Annotated in this window: 4 protein-coding genes; all 4 read right to left on the bottom strand. The window is 73.0% G+C overall.

The window, feature by feature from the left end:
• Positions 1-3: 3 nt before the first annotated feature.
• Positions 4-4,779, bottom strand: a complete 4,776-nt coding sequence (locus NVS89_RS03160) for a type I polyketide synthase (protein WP_258731028.1) — start codon at positions 4,777-4,779, stop codon at positions 4-6.
• 21 nt (positions 4,780-4,800) lie between these two features.
• Positions 4,801-13,095 (bottom strand): type I polyketide synthase, encoded by an 8,295-nt coding sequence (locus tag NVS89_RS03165; protein ID WP_258731029.1) that lies wholly within the window; start codon positions 13,093-13,095, stop codon positions 4,801-4,803.
• Between the two features lie 126 nt (positions 13,096-13,221).
• Complete coding sequence (locus tag NVS89_RS03170; protein ID WP_258731030.1) at positions 13,222-13,923, bottom strand: hypothetical protein; 702 nt, start codon at positions 13,921-13,923, stop codon at positions 13,222-13,224.
• Positions 13,924-14,006: 83 nt separating this feature from the next.
• Positions 14,007-14,840, bottom strand: a complete 834-nt coding sequence (locus NVS89_RS03175) for a sulfatase-like hydrolase/transferase (protein WP_258731031.1) — start codon at positions 14,838-14,840, stop codon at positions 14,007-14,009.

Below are 14,840 nucleotides of genomic sequence, written 5' to 3' on the forward strand. Positions count from 1 at the left end.
TTCTCAGAGGAACGCCGCCGCCCAGATCGAGCCGTCCTGCTCGGCCAGCGCGACGGGAATGCCGGCGACGCCCGGCCCGTCGACCATCGCCCCGCCCGGCGCCAGCGCGCGCACCGTAAAGGACAGCGGCGCGTGCGCGAACCCGGTGCCGAGCGCCTTGGCCGCCGCCTCCTTCGCGCACCAGGCGAGCGGCACCATCTCCGGCGGGATAGCCGCACGCTCGGCTTCGGAGAAGCCGCCGGCGAGGATGTCCGCCAGCCCCGCGCGGCCGCGCCGCTCGAGGTCCGCCCCGACGCCGGTGCCGGCCGGCGCGACGGTGGCGAACGCCTCGCCGTCGACATGGGAGACCGAGACCTCCGGCGGCGCGCCGAACAGCTCCAGCCCCTCGCCGGAGACCACCGGCCGCCCATCCTCCAGCGTGCGCACCACGATGTCGGCCGGCAGCAGCAGCGTGCCGGTCAGCCCGGCCCAATAGGTGCGCACCGACTCCTTGATCGCGATCCGCCCCATCAGCCAGTCGCTGCGCCGGCGCGGATTGGGCGGCAGCGCGGCCCATTCCACCCGCTCTTCGGCGCCGAGCACGGTGTGGGCGATCACCCGCCGCCAGATGCCGCCCGCATCGTCGAGGAAGCCGGCCGGAAAGGCCGGCACAGACCAGGCGATGGCGCCCTCCGGGAATGGCCCGGAAAAGGCGGCGGTGACGTCCTCGCCGTAGAAATTGTCGCGCGGCTGCCAGCGCGCCCGGCAGAAGCGGTGCGGCACGTCGAAGAAGCGGTCGCGCCAGCCGGTGGCGCGGAACAGCAGCCGCCCCTCGGCGTCGACGGCGGAGAAATCGCCGGAGAGGAAGCGCGCCCCACCCTCCCCCGACTCGAATGCCATGCGCCCGCCGATCCGCCCGCCGCCGGTGTCCTCGCGCCCGCCGCCGGGCAGGTCGATGCGCTCGATCCGCGAGGGGAAGGAGCTGAAATCGGTGCCGAAGCCCTGCGCGATCCAGAACGCGGTGACATGGCCGATGGCGTCGAGCAGCACGGGATTGAGCAGCAGCCCCGGCCATTCGCCGGCGCGGAAGAAACCTTCCAGCGGCGTGTCGGCGAGGCGCGCGTCGAGGCCGTGCTCGTTCCACGCAGTGAGCCCGTCGATGGAATGGTAGAGTGGGCCGTGGAACATGCCGGTCGTGTAGAGGTCCTCGTCGCGCCATTCCGGCGGGCGCGGCGCGCTCAAAGGGGCGACCTCGCCAGCCATGGCGTGCGGAGCGAACACCACTTCCGCATCGACCAGCGGCGAACCGTCCTCAGCCGCGACGCTGGCGGCGAAGCGGCGCTCGTCGGCGCTCGAGGGCAGCAGCGTAGCGGTCAGCACCAGACGGCGCCAGCCCTCGTCGAGCGCGACCCAGTTGTGCGCGCGCACCTTCTCCAGCCGCGCCGGCGCCTCGCCCCGCCCGTCGAGCGCGCTCGCCACCTCGGCCAGCATCTCGAGGCTCACCGCGAGCGGCACCACCGGCAGCGCGGCGAGGTCCGGGTCGAGATCGGAGACGGTGGAGGCGTAGAGCACATGGTCGCGCACATAGGTGTCGGCCAGCGCGTCGACATCGCAGCTCGCGACCAGCCGGTCGGGGCCGTCCTCGATCAGCGCCTGCAGGAACGGATAGGCCGCCGGCCCCTCCTGCGCCTCCGCCTCACCGGCGCTCCAGCCGGCGCCGGCGACGGCAGCCCGGAGCACGTCGGCCTGCGTATCGAGGAACTGCTGCATCAGCGCGAAGTGCCCCATCAGCACCGCCTCCGCCCCCTCCCGCGCGGAAACGGCGTCGGCCACGGGCTGAAGATCCGCTGGCGCCCCGATCGCGGCAGGCGCTTCGGCGGGACCCGTGGGCAGCAGCGCCTGGCGGAGCTGCGAAATCTCGTCCGGCGCGAAGCGCATCATCGGCAGTGTGTTGGGTAACACCCGCTCGCGCTGGAGCGGCGCGCGGGCCGCGTCGAGATCGGCCGGCACCACCCCGCGCCGCGCATAGAGCGCGCCGATATCAAGCCCGCGCCCGCTGGCCCAGATGCGCCCGAACGCGGAAAGCATCTGCCCGAGGCCGGCGCGCCGCCGGCTGTCGAGCGCGATGGCGAGGGTCTCGCCCTGCGTGCCCTGCAGGATGTTGTCGATGAAGCCGGTGAGGTTCGCCGACGGGCCGACCTCGATGAAGGTGCGGAAGCCGTCGGCGTACATGCGCTCGATGGTCTCGGTGAAGCGCACGCGCGAGCGCCACTGTTCCGCCGCCAGCGCCTCGATCGCCACCGGCTCGTCGGGCATCGGCGCGGCGGTGGCGCAGGAATAGACCGGCACGCGCGGGGCGTGGAAGCCCATGTCGCGATAGGTGCCCTCCACCATCTCCGCGACCGGCGCGAAGAGCGGGGTGTGATAGGGCCGGTCGAAGGGCAGAAAGGCACATAGCCCGCCCTCCCGGCCGAGCTCGCTGGCGATTGCCTCGAGCCGCGCGCGGTCGCCATAGAGCACGGTCTGCTGGCGGCAATTGTCGAGCGCAAGATGCACGCCCCCACCATCGGCCAGCGCCAGCATGCGCTCGCGCGGCACCGCGCCGACGGTGAGCAGCGCCCCGCCCTCGGCGTGGCCCGCGCCCTCCATGCCCTTGTAGAGCCGGTTCAGCTCGCGGATGTTGTGCTCGAGCCCGGCCCAGTCCTCGCTGCCGAACACACCGGCCGCGCGCAGCGCCGAGTGTTCGCCGCTGGAATGGCCGAGCATGGCGTCCGGCTCCAGCCCCACCGTGCGGGTGACGGCGAGCATCGCCTGGCTGGCGACGAACACCGATTCCGAGCCCAGCTCCAGCCCGAACAGCGCCTCCTCCAGCCGCGCGCCCCAGGCGGGGTCGAGCGTGGTCGGCGGCGGGAAGATGCAGTCGCTGGGGCGGAAGCCGCGCGCATCGCCGAACAGCCCGTCCCAGAAGTCGAACCACTCGCGCGCCTCGGGGAAGGCGGTCAGCACGCCGGCCAGCATGCCCTGGTACTGGCAGCCCTCGCCCGGGAACACGAAAGCGAGCCTGCCCTCGACCGGGGCGGGCGAGAAGAAGGCGTTGCCGCGCCCGTTGAGGGTCGATTTGCCGGCGGCGACGCGCGCCCGCGCCTTGGCGAGCCGGTCCTTCAGCTCCTCCACCGTCGACGCCACCACGGCGAGCCGCGCCGGCCCGGCGCCGGCCGCGCGCTCGGCGAGCGCGGCGCCGATCGCGGCGAGCGAGGCGCCCGCGAGCGGGCCGTCTAGCGCGGCCAAGAGCGCGTCGACCGACCCGGCGAGCGCCTCGGGCGTCTCGCCGGCCAGCACCACCAGCTCGGCGGAAAGAGCGCGCGGGCGCGGCGGGGCGGCGCTGGGCGGGGCCTCCTCCAGCACGGCGTGGGAATTGATGCCGCCGAAGCCGAAGGCGTTGACCGCCGCGCGGCGCTTCGCGCCCATGGGCTGCACCCAGGGCCGCGCCGCCGTGTTGACGTAGAGCCGCGTGGTCTCGATGCCGAGCTCCGGGTTGACCTCGTCGCACAGCGTCGGCGGCAGCACCTTGTGGTGCAGCGCCATCGCCGCCTTGATGAGGCCGGCCATGCCGGCGGCCGGGATACAATGGCCGATCATCGACTTGACCGAGCCCAGCGCGGTGCGCGGCAGCCCTTCGAGGCGCGCGCCGAACACCTCGCGCAGCGCGGTGATCTCGGTGCGGTCGCCGAGCGGGATGCCGGTGCCGTGCGCCTCGACGAGGCCGATGCTGGCGGGATCGACCCCGGAAATGTCGAGCGCCCGGCGCATGGCGAGGATCTCGCCTTCGAGGCGCGGGGCGAGCAGGCCGCTGCCGCGCCCGTCGCTCGACTGGCCGACCGCCTTCACCACGGCGTAGATCTTGTCGCCGGCCGCGCGCGCGTCCTCGAGCCGCTTCAGCGCCACCATGCCGAGCCCCTCGCCCAGCAACGTGCCGTCGCCGCCGGAGGAGAAGGGGCGCACCCGCCCGCGCTTCGACAGCGCGCCGAGCTGGGTGAACACCATGTAGACCTCGGCCGGCAACGCGGCGTTGACCCCGCCCGCCAGCATCAGGTCGCTGCGCCCGCTGCGCAGTTCCTCCATGGCGATGTTCACCGCCAGCAGCGAGGAGGCGCAGGCAGCGTCGATGATGTAGTTCGGCCCGCGCAGGTCGAGCTTGTTGGCGATGCGCCCGGTCATCACGTTGGGCACCAGCCCGGGCGCGATGTCGGCGTTGAAGGGTGGCAGCTTGGCGACCAGCGCCGCCTTCAGCGTCTCCAGCGCCTGCCCGTCCGCCTCCGGCAGCAGCGACCCGATCAGCGAGACCATCTGGTCGACGACGATGCCGTGCTGCACGACATTCGCGTTGCCGCGATGCAGATAGGTCGAATGGCCGAGGATGATGCCGCTATTGGTGTGGTCGTGGCCCTCGCCGAGATAGCCGGCATCGGCGAGCGCGGCCCGCGCCGCCTTCAGCGCCATGAACTGGTCGGGCTCGGAGCCGTCGACCGAACTCGGCATGATGCCGAACTCCGTCGGGTCGAAGCGGAACAGGTCGCCGAGATAGCCGCCCGCGGAGGTGGTGATGCGGGTCGGGCCGGCGCCGGCGAGATAGCGCGCCGCGTCCCAGTCCGGCTGCGGCTCGCGCACCTGCTCCTCGCCGCGCAGGATGTTGGCGAAGAAGGCGTCCGGCCCCTCGGCGCCGGGGAAGACGCAGGAGATGCCGACGATGGCGATGTCGCCGTCGCTGCCGTCCTCGGGTTTCGCCGTCTGCATCAGCATGGGAAGGGTCCGTCCGGCCGCCTAGACGCGGATCTCGCCGACATAGCCGCGCAGCCGGTTGAGCGCGGCATTGGCGGTGCTTTCCAGTTCCTCGATCACGAAGACCGGGGCGCCGGCCGCGTCGAGCACGGCGACATCCGCCGCCACCTGGTGCTCGCCGAGGCCCGGCTGCACCGCGAACAGCATGCGCGCCGGCGCGCCCGCACCGGCGAAGCGGCGCACCCGGCCGAAGCGGTTCGGCAGCGCCGCCGCGTCGCGCTGCACGCAGGACCACACCCAGGCAAGCTGGGCGGCGACGTCGACCAGCGCCGGGTCGAACAGCCAGGCCGCGCCCGGCTGCGCCCCGGCGACGAAGTCGCCCACCGGGCCCGGCCGGATGTCGGCGACGATGCCGCTGTCGTCGAGCCCCACCAGCTTCGTCGCCGCCTGGAAACACGGCCCGTGGAACAGCATGTCGCGATAGGCCTCGCGCGCGCCGAACGGGGCCGGCGCCGGCGCGAGGCTCCAGCCGAGCGGCTCGCCGCGCGGCAGCTCGTCGGTGATCTTCAGCGAGACCCGGTAATGGGCGCGCCCGCCGGGCGAGCGCAGTTCCACCGAGGCGCCGAACCCGCTGGCGTCGCCATGCTCGCTGCCGAGCACCTGCATCTCGATCGCGCGCGGCGCGTCCTCGTCGAACTTCAGCCCGGCGAGCAGGCGCAGCTCCGTGACCTCGCAGACCTGCCAGCCCGGCCACACGGCGGCGCAGGCTTCGGCCGCCATCTCCAGCGCCACGGCGGCGGGCAGCACCGGCACGCCGTCGATGCGGTGCTGTTCGAGATAGAGGTCGTGCGGCAGGCTCAGCGTGCGCGCGAGCAGGCGCCCGCCGCGTGCGCCGGGGCCGATCTGCGCCCCCGCGACCAGCGGCAGGAAGGGGAAGGTGAGCGCCTCCGCCGCCGCGGGGGCGAGGATCGGCCCGGCTGGGCGTGCGGCGACCGGCGGCGCGGCAACTGGCGCGGCCGGCATCGCCGGCAGAGGGAGATTGCCCATCTCGGCCTCGTGACGCTCCCACGGACCCTCGCCGATGACGATCTCGACGTCCTCCAGCGGTCCGCGCAGGATCTCGTCGAGGCAGGCGAGCGCCCCGGCTTCGGGCGGCACCAGCCCGACGCCCTTGGCCTCGAACTTGCGCCGGGTCTCCTCCGACACCATGCCCGGCCCGTGCCGCGTGCCCAGCCACGGCCCCCAGTTCAGCACAGCGACCTTGACCTCGGCCGGCCACAGCGCGCGAAGCTGGCTGCCGAGCCGGTTCAGCAATTCGTTGGCGGCGGCATAGTCGCTCTGGCCGGAATTGCCGTAGCGCCCGGCCACCGAGCCGAACATGACGAAGAAGCGCAACAGCGCCGGGTCGACCGCCGCCGCCAGCGCCAGCGCGCTCTGCGCCTTCGTCTCGACCACGCGGGCCCAGCTCGCCGGGTCCTTGTCGACGATCAGCCGGTCCTCGATCACGCCGGCGCCGTGCAACACGCCGTCGAGACGGCCGAACTCCTCGACGATGCCGTGAACCAGTCCGGCCGCGGCGACCGCCTCGCTCACATCGGCGATGCGGTAGACCACCCGCGCACCCGCGGCCTCGAACTCGGCGAGGTTGGCGCGGATCTCGCGCTCGCGCAGGAGCGCCTGCATGGTGCGCTCCATCTCGGCCGGCTTGGGAACGGTACCGGCGGCGCGCGCCTGCGCGATCAGCACGGCACGCAGCGCGGCGGGCGTCGCCGCCTCGCGGAAGGCGGGGTCCTCCGGCCCGGGCAGCGGGCTGCGCCCGCACAGCACCAGCGTGACGCCCGGCTCGGCGAGCGGGCGCAGCGTCTCGGCGGTGATGCCGCGCGCCCCGCCGGTGGCGAGCACCACCGCGCCGGCGCCGAGCGCCGCACGCGCCGGCAGCGCCTCGACCGCGGCGGCCTCGGTGCGGAAGATGGTGCGACGGCCGCCCGGATAGCCGACCTCGCGGCGCCCGCCGGAGGCTAGCTCGGCCAGCAGCGCGTCGGCGAGCGTCGCCGCCGGCAGCGCGGGATCGAGGTCGACCGCCTTGACCAGCGCGTTCGGCCATTCCTCCTGCGCCGATTTGGCGAGGCCTGGCCCGCCGCCCTGCAGCGAGATTCCCCCCAGTGTCGCGCCGCGGCCGAAGGCGCCGCCGAGGCCAGAGACGAGGATCACCCGTCCGCCCTGCGAAAGGGAGGCTCCGAAGCGCGACAGCAGCCGGTGCGCCAGCGCCTCGTTGACGGCAATCTGCCCCTTCCACGCGACGAGCGCCTCGCCCGGCGGCAGCACCGGGCTCGCCAGCGGGGCGAGATGGACCAGGCCGGCGAGCGGGCCCTCCGCGCCGGGCGCCGCGTCGGGCAAGGCATCGGGCGCGAGCACCTGCGCGGTGCCGCCGGCCGCCGTGATCCTGTCGGCGAGGGCGGAGGCGACGCCGCGCCCGTCATCGGTGATGAGATAGAGGCCCGGCGGCAGCGTGCCCGCCACCGACAGATCTTCCAGATGCGCCTTGACGACGAACCGGGGCGGACGGGCGCTTGTCGCGGGGGCGACGGCATCCGACCCGGTATGGTCAAAAGGGCGGGCGGCTCCGGCGACCGCGCCTCCAACCGCGCCTTCAAGACAGTCGGCCATGGCCTGCAGCGTGCGGCAGGCATTGAGCTTCTCGCCCAGCCCGTCGGTCGAGGTGACCGCGCCGGACGGCAGGCTCTTCACCAGCGCACCAACGATCTCGACCCGCTTGATCGAGTCGATGCCGAGATCGGCCTCGAGCTTCTGGTCAAGCCCGAGCATGTCGCGCGGATAGCCGGTGCGCTCCTCCACCAGGCCGAGCAGCAGGTCCATCAGCGCCGGACCGCCGGCGGGCGCGGGAGCCGCCGCGACAGGAGCTGCCGCAACGGGTGCGGGCGCCGGAGCGGGTGCCACCGGCGCGTGGCCGTTGCCGTTCACCGCGGTGGCGGGCGCGGCGGCCGGCGCGGGTGCGACCGAGATCGGAGCCGCTGCGACGGCGGGCGCGGCGGGCACCGGGCGCAGCACCGGCCGGGCCGGCGCCGGAGCGCGGGCCGGCACCAGCGTCGCCGCCGGGCGACGGACCACCTGGCGGGAGGCCCCGGCCGGCGCGCCGGCGCCGAGATAGGCCAGCAGCACGCTTTCCTGCGTCGAGAGGAAGCGCTGCATGGTCGCCTGGAACTCGTTCATCACCCCGTTGCCGGCGATGAACTCGCCATAGGTCTCGGCCTCGGCGTCGGCCTCGACCTCCTGAAGATGTCGTCGTTCGCCCGTGTCCATCGTGCGGGTTCCCAGGTTGGGCCGGCGCTCAAACCCGTTGGCGGCGGGCCTGGACGACGGCGGGTTGGCCGGAGGCGGAGAGGCCGGCGCGGCCGGCGGTTCGATGAGCATGGCCGGCGCCTTCGGGCGGGCGGCGATCTGCTCGACGGTGAGCGGCGGGGCGGGCTCGGCGCCGACGCGGCGCGCGCCCGAGCCGTTGAGCCACCACATGTGCTTCTGCGGCGCCGGCATGCGGGCCGCTGGCGCAAGGCTGCGCGGGTCGAGCCGCTGGCAGTCGCGCCCGGCCCAGAGCCTCGTCAGATCGAGCGCAGCGCCCTCCGCCATCAGCGCGCCGAGCGCCTGCAGGAAGCCCTGCAACCCGCCCGCATCGTCGTCGATGGCGATGGCGCGGCCGGGCCGCCCGTCGAGGATCTGGCGCACCATGCTCGCATGCACGGCCTTCGGCCCGACGGTGAGGAACACCCGCGCGCCTGCGGCGTACATGGCCTCGACCTCGGCGACGAACTCGACGCCGCGCACGAGCTGGTCCGCCAGCACCGCCTTCGCCGCGCCCTCCTCGGCCGGGTAGGTCCCGGCGGTGGAGTTGGCGAAGACCGGCACCGCGGCGGGCGCGAAGGCGACCCCTTCGAGGAACGCCGCCATGCCCTCGCGCGCGGCGGCGACGAGGGGGGAATGGAACGCCGCGCCCACCACCAGCGGCTGGTTGGAGATGCCGGCAGCGTCCAGCTTCTCCTGCGCCGCCGCCACCGCCGCGCGGGTGCCGGAGAGGATGGTCTGGCGCGGGGCGTTGTGGTTCGCCACCACGAGATCGGCGATGCCGGCGACCGCCGCCTCGACGGCGGCCCGGTCCGCGCGCATCGCCGCTATCATCGTGCCGAGGTCGCCGCCATTGGCCTGCGCCACCATGGCGCGCCCGCGCGCCGCCGAGATGCGCAGCATGTCGTCGAGCCCGTAGACACCGGCCGCGTGCAGCGCCACCAGCTCGCCATAGGAATGGCCGGCCGCCATGTCGGGCGCGAGGCCGAAGGCGGCCAGCACCTCGATCAGCCCGCCTTCCACCGCGCCGAGCGCGGGCTGGGCAACATCGGTGCGCGTCAGCGTGGCGAGCGCCGCCGCCCTCGCCTCCTCGTCATAGGCGCCGGTGGGATAGATGGCGCGGCTGAGCCGCCCACCCGGCAACCCCGCCTCATCCATCTGCGGCTTCAGCAGCGCGTCGGCGCGCTCCATCACCTGCCGCATTTCCGGGAACAGAACCGCGAGCTGGCGCAGCATCTCCGGATATTGCGCGCCCTGGCCGGGGAACACGAAGGCGAGCTGGCCGCCCTCCGCCAGCAGCGGCGCCTCGCTCACGGCCGCGCCCGGCGGCAGCGGATCGGCCGGGCCTTCGAGATGGCGGGCGAAAGCGGCGACGCGCTCGGCCACCGGCTCGTCGCGGCCGACCACCAGCGTCGCGCCGAGGGCGCCCCCGGGCGCCGCCTGCGCCAGCGTGAAGGCAAGATCGCGCAGCTCGGGCAGCGCCGGCAGGGCCGCCAGCATGCCGGCAGTGGCGCGCACCGCCTTCGCCAGCGCAGCGCGGTCCGCCCCGCGCCAGACCAGCAGCTCATGCGGCCAGCGCTTCTGCGCCACCGGGCGCACCTGGCCGGGCGCCGGGCCCTGATAGGCTTCCAGCGTGATGTGGAAATTGGTGCCGCCGAAGCCGAAGGCGCTGACCGAGGCGCGGCGCGGCACGCCTTCCCCGCTCACCCAGGGGCGCGGCTCGTCGATAAGGAAGAGCGGGCTGTCGGGGTTCGACAGGGTCCTGTTCGGCCGGTCGACATGCCCGTGCGGGGGCAGCACGCCGTGGTGGACGGCGAGCGTCGCCTTGATCAGCCCGGCGACGCCCGCGGTCGCCTTGGTGTGGCCGATCAGCGTCTTCACCGACCCGATCACGCTCTGGCGCGGCGTCGAGCCGGCCTCGCCGAGCAGGCGGGTCACGGTCTCGAGCTCGGCCGCGTCGCCCGCCACCGTGCCGGTGCCGTGGGCCTCGAACAGGCCGACCGTGACGGGCGAATAGCCGGCCATCTCATAGGCCCGGCGCATGGCGCGGATCTGCCCGTCCGGGTGCGGCGCGGTCATCGACTTGGCGTGGCCGTCGCTCGACCCGCCGACGCCCTTCAGCACCGCATAGATGGTGTCGCCGTCACGCTCGGCATCGGCGAGGCGCTTCAGCGCCACCATGGCGATGCCCTCGGAGATGACGATGCCGTCGGCCGAGGAATCGAAGGTGGAGCAGTGCCCGCGCGGGGAGAGCGCCTGCGTCTTGGAGAAGCACAGATAGCCGAACGGGCCCTGTACCGTGTCGACGCCGCCGGCGATGACGACGTCGCTGCGGCCCGATTCCAGCTCCAGCACGCCCTGGTAGATCGCCGCCAGCGAGGAGGCGCAGGCCGCGTCCACCGTGTAGTTGACGCCGCCGAGGTCGAAGCGGTTGGCCGAGCGGCCGGCGGCGACGTTGAGCAGGATGCCGGCGAAGCTGTCCTCGGTCCAGCGCGGCAGGCGCGCGGCGGCGTCCTCGTCGAGCCCGCCGAGGAAGCGCGGCATTTCCGAGCGCACGGCGTATTGCGCGCCGACATCGCCCGCCCCGCCCGAGGCGCCGAGGATGAGCGAGCAGCGCTCGCGCGAGGCGTTGAGATGCTCGAAGCCGGCATCGCCGAGGCAGGCGCGCACCACTTCCAGCGTCATGAGCTGCAAGGGGTCGATGGCCGAGATCGAGTTCGGCGGAATGCCGTAGCGCAGCGGGTCGAACAGCAGGTCGTCGAGGAAACCGCCCCAGCGCGAATAGATCTTGTCCGGCGCCGAGCGGTCGGGATCGAAATAGATCCGCCAGTCCCAGCGATGGGAGGGGATCTCGGTGATGGCGTTCACCTTGCCGAGGATGTTCTCCCAATACTCGGCGACGTTCGCCGCCTTGGGAAAGATGCCGCCGAGGCCGACCACGGCGACGTCCGCCGGGCGCGGGGCCTTGCGCGCCACCGATTGCGCGGCGGGCATCGCGTCGAGCAGGGCGAGCGCGTCCTCGCACACGGCGCGGTGCACGTCGGCGACGCTCACGACGGCGTCGCGCAGGGTCGCCACCTGCCCGATCATGAACATGCCCTCCGCCTTCTGGCGGGTGGCGGGCACCTTTCGGATCCTGCCCTCGGAGCCGGTGCGCTCGGTGCCCTTGGAGGCCACGCGCAGCCGCCCGAGCGTGAAGGATTCCAGCTCCTCGCGGATATCGTCCGCCGAGCGGCCCTCCAGCTCCATTTCCCTGCGGCGGTTGACGAAGTGCTCGGCGAACGGACTCATCGCCGCGCGCGAGGCGTGGCCGGGGCCGGTCTCCAGCGTCACCGTGCGCGCGCAGGTGATCGCCTCCTCCTGGAAGCCCTTCACCACCGCGCCGCTGTCGACGATCTCCTTCGTGAACAGATAGGCCGAGCCCATCAGCACGCCGACCTTGATGCCGAGCTCGACCAGCGGCGCGGCGATAGCCGAGACGATGGCGGCCGAGCGCGCGTCGTGGATGCCGCCGGCGAACAGGACGTGAATGCGCGCGGCCTGCTCGGCGTCGCGCACGTTCTCGACCAGCGTCTGAACCATCACGTCCCACAGCACGAAGCTGGAAAGCGGGCCGACATGGCCGCCGCATTCGCGGCCCTCGAACACGAAGCGCCGCGCGCCCTGCTCGACGAACATGGTCAGCAGGCGCGGCGAGGGAACGTGGAGATAGGTGGCGATGCCCTCGGCCTCGAAGCTCTGCGCCTGGTCGGGCCGCCCGCCGGCGATCAGGGCGAAGCGCGGCATATATTTGCGCGCCACCTCCATCTGGCCGGCGATCAGCTCGGCCGGGGCGAAGCCGAGCAGGCCCACGCCCCAGGGCTTGCCGTCGAGGCGCTCGGCGGTTTCGGCCAGCAGCGCGTCGACCTGCTCGGGACGCATCAGCGCCAGCGCCAGCATGGGCAGGCCGCCACCCTCGGCGACCGCCTGGGCGAAGCCCGCCGTGTCGCTGACGCGGGTCATCGGCCCCTGCACGATCGGATAGTCGGTGCCGTGCGAGCCGGCGACGCCCGCGCCCGGGCCGAAGGGGCGCGCCTTCGCCGCCGCCGCGCCGCGCCCGGCCGCCTCCGCCATCAGCGCATGGCCGAGGCGGCCCACCGTGGCGTAGCGTCGGGCGAAGCTCTCGGCGAAGGCCACGCCCTGGCCGAGCGGCATCACCTCTCCCATCGGGTCGTCCCAGCCGAGGCTGCCGAGGATCGCCGTCCCGGCCGCCGCGGCGTCGAGCCCGCCGATCACCTTGCGAAGCTGGCGCACATGGCGGAAGCCGGGCTTCTCGAACACCCGCCAGCGCGCCTCATCGGGCCCGATCAGCGCCGTCTCCAGCCCCGCGAGGCCGGCCAGGGCTGCGCGCGCGGGGGCCGTGAGCGGGGATTCCTTCAGGAGCAGGAGCTGGTCGTCCAGCACCACGCCGGCGGCGCCGCCGACCATGGCCGCCGCCGCGCTGTGCAGGCCAAGCCCGCCGCGCACGAACACCGGCGCCGCCTGCCGCTCCAGCGCCTTCTGCAGCAGGATGAAGCTGGTCTCCTCGCCGACGCGGCCGCCGGCCTCGTGGCCCTTAACGATCAGCCCGGCATGGCCCGACAGCCTGGCGAGACGCTCGTCCCACTCGATCAGCTCGACCAGCGTGCGCACCCCGATGGCCGACAGGCGGGCGGGAAGTTCGGGATCGGCGAGCACGGCGGCGGCGTCGACCAGCAGCCATCCCAGCCCGCGCGGCGCATAGGCCTCGACCAGCGCCAGCGCCTGCCCGTCGACGGCGGCCAGCTTGAGGCCGAACGGCGCGCGCGCATGGGCCGCCAGCCCGGCGAGCGCGGCTTCCGGCAGCGGCCCGACCTCGCCGTTCACCACGCCCAGGAAGCCGGCCCGCGAGGCGGCGAGCACGATCGACGGATCGCGATGGCCCGCGGGGGCCAGGGCGATGATCTGAACAAGATCGTCCATTCGCGTTGCGCCCCCGCTCATGTCCAACTCAGGTCCCGATGTCGAAACGTCTTCGGTTCGAACGTCTTCGATGGACGCGCGGTGCGCAGGCGGCCTCGCCGGCCGGCCCGGTGCGTTCCGCGACGCTCAGTCGGTCTTGTCCGTCGGCCTGCTGTCGGCGGGAAGTTCGTCGGCCGGCCTGGCGTCGAGCTTGTTGAGCCGCGCTTCCAGCTTGTGGATCAGCTTCTCGATCTGCTCGCGCGATTCCTTCGGGTCCGCGCCGGGTTTCTCCAGCCGGCGCTCCAGAAGCTTCATCAGGGCCGCACTGCCTCCGCCCTGCCCGCCGCCGAGGCCCGCGCCGGGCCCCTTGCCACCGCCCCCGTCCTGCTTGCGGGCCAGAACGCGCTTGAGCATCTCGCCGCGCGGCTCGCCGCCGTCGCCGCCCCGCTCCATCAGGCGCTTGAGGATGGCGGCACGCTTGTCGCCCCCGCCGCCTTCCTTGGCCATGAGGCGCTGGAGAATGGCCGCGCGGCGATCCCCGCCGCCCACGCCGGCCCCGTCGCCCTTCTTCTTCGCTATCAGGCGCTGAAGGATCGCGGCGCGCTTGTCGCCACCGGCGCCGCCGCCCTCCTTGTTGGCGAGAAGCCGCTGCAGCATCGCACCGCGCTGCCCGCCGCCGGCCGCGCCGCCCGCACCGGCGCCCCCGGCGAACACGTCCTCGGCCGCGCCCTGTGCCTTGGGCGCGGTGCGCGCCCGGCCGGCCGCCGCGTCGGCCGCCCCGCCCTCTGCCCGCCGGCGCTTCAGCTCGGCAAGCTTGGCCATCAGCTTGTCGTCGTTTTCCGCATTCATCACACGCCCCCGTGCGTTTGTCTTTGTCGAACGCGAAAGCTCCAAGCTTTCCGTCAGTATTATACTCCCGTGCACGCCGACCGTCAGGCCGGGCGTAGTCCTTCCACGAACGGAACCTCGAACACCTTCTCGTGCATCACCGGTCCGTGGCCGAAATACCCGCCCTCGCCGAAGGCTTCGCCATGGTCGGCCATCACCACGAAGTAGGTGTCCGGCGGGCTTTTCTCGATCAGTGCGCCGAACAGCTCGTCGACATAGTCCACGCAGCGGATCTGCTGCTCGTGCAGGCCGCGCAGCGCGTCGGCGTCGAAGAAGTCGTCGCCCTGCGTCCCCACGCGCCCGCCCCCGTCCTCGCCCTTGGCGAGCTGCTTGACCGCCCCGTGCACGCCCGAGATATGCGGCAGCTTGGAGCCGTCGAGCATGTAGGGGTAGTGCGTCTCACCGAGGTTGAGAAAATAGAAATGCGGCTTGTCGGCCGCAAATTCGATCTCCTTCACCATGCCGGCGAAATCATTGTGGTTGGGCATCAGCTTGTAGTCCGCGAAATACTTGTTCAACAGCGTGAAGCCATTCAGAACGGGCATAGAGACCTTGGCCTTGCAGACATATCCGTGGTCGCCGAGCACCTTCGCGAGTGAAAGCTGCGGGATGAACTTGTTGAAGCCGAGATCCGGGATGTTCAGCCGGTCGACCCAGCTTGAGAAGTCCTTCTTGTAGACCTCGGAGGCGTAGACGTGCTGCGGCGAGCGGTGCGGCACCAGGCCCATCAGGTAGGAATAATGGGACGGCGCGGTCCAGGATGCATAGGACCAGCGCTGCTCGATTTCGCCGAGCCGGCGGAAATTCCTCGACCGGGCCTCGACGAAGCTGTCGAAGCGACAGCTGTCGAGGATCATCACGACGAGATTACGCGGCAT

This window comes from Ancylobacter mangrovi, from assembly GCF_024752355.1.
GTDB lineage: Bacteria > Pseudomonadota > Alphaproteobacteria > Rhizobiales > Xanthobacteraceae > Ancylobacter > Ancylobacter mangrovi.

Excerpts from the sequence above, each read along its gene's own strand:
- NVS89_RS03160 (WP_258731028.1), bottom strand. The coding sequence starts at position 4,779 with ATGCTGATGCAGACGGCGAAACCCGAGGACGGCAGCGACGGCGACATC.
- NVS89_RS03170 (WP_258731030.1), bottom strand. The coding sequence starts at position 13,923 with ATGAATGCGGAAAACGACGACAAGCTGATGGCCAAGCTTGCCGAGCTG.
- NVS89_RS03175 (WP_258731031.1), bottom strand. The coding sequence starts at position 14,840 with ATGCCGCGTAATCTCGTCGTGATGATCCTCGACAGCTGTCGCTTCGAC.
- NVS89_RS03165 (WP_258731029.1), bottom strand. The coding sequence starts at position 13,095 with ATGGACGATCTTGTTCAGATCATCGCCCTGGCCCCCGCGGGCCATCGC.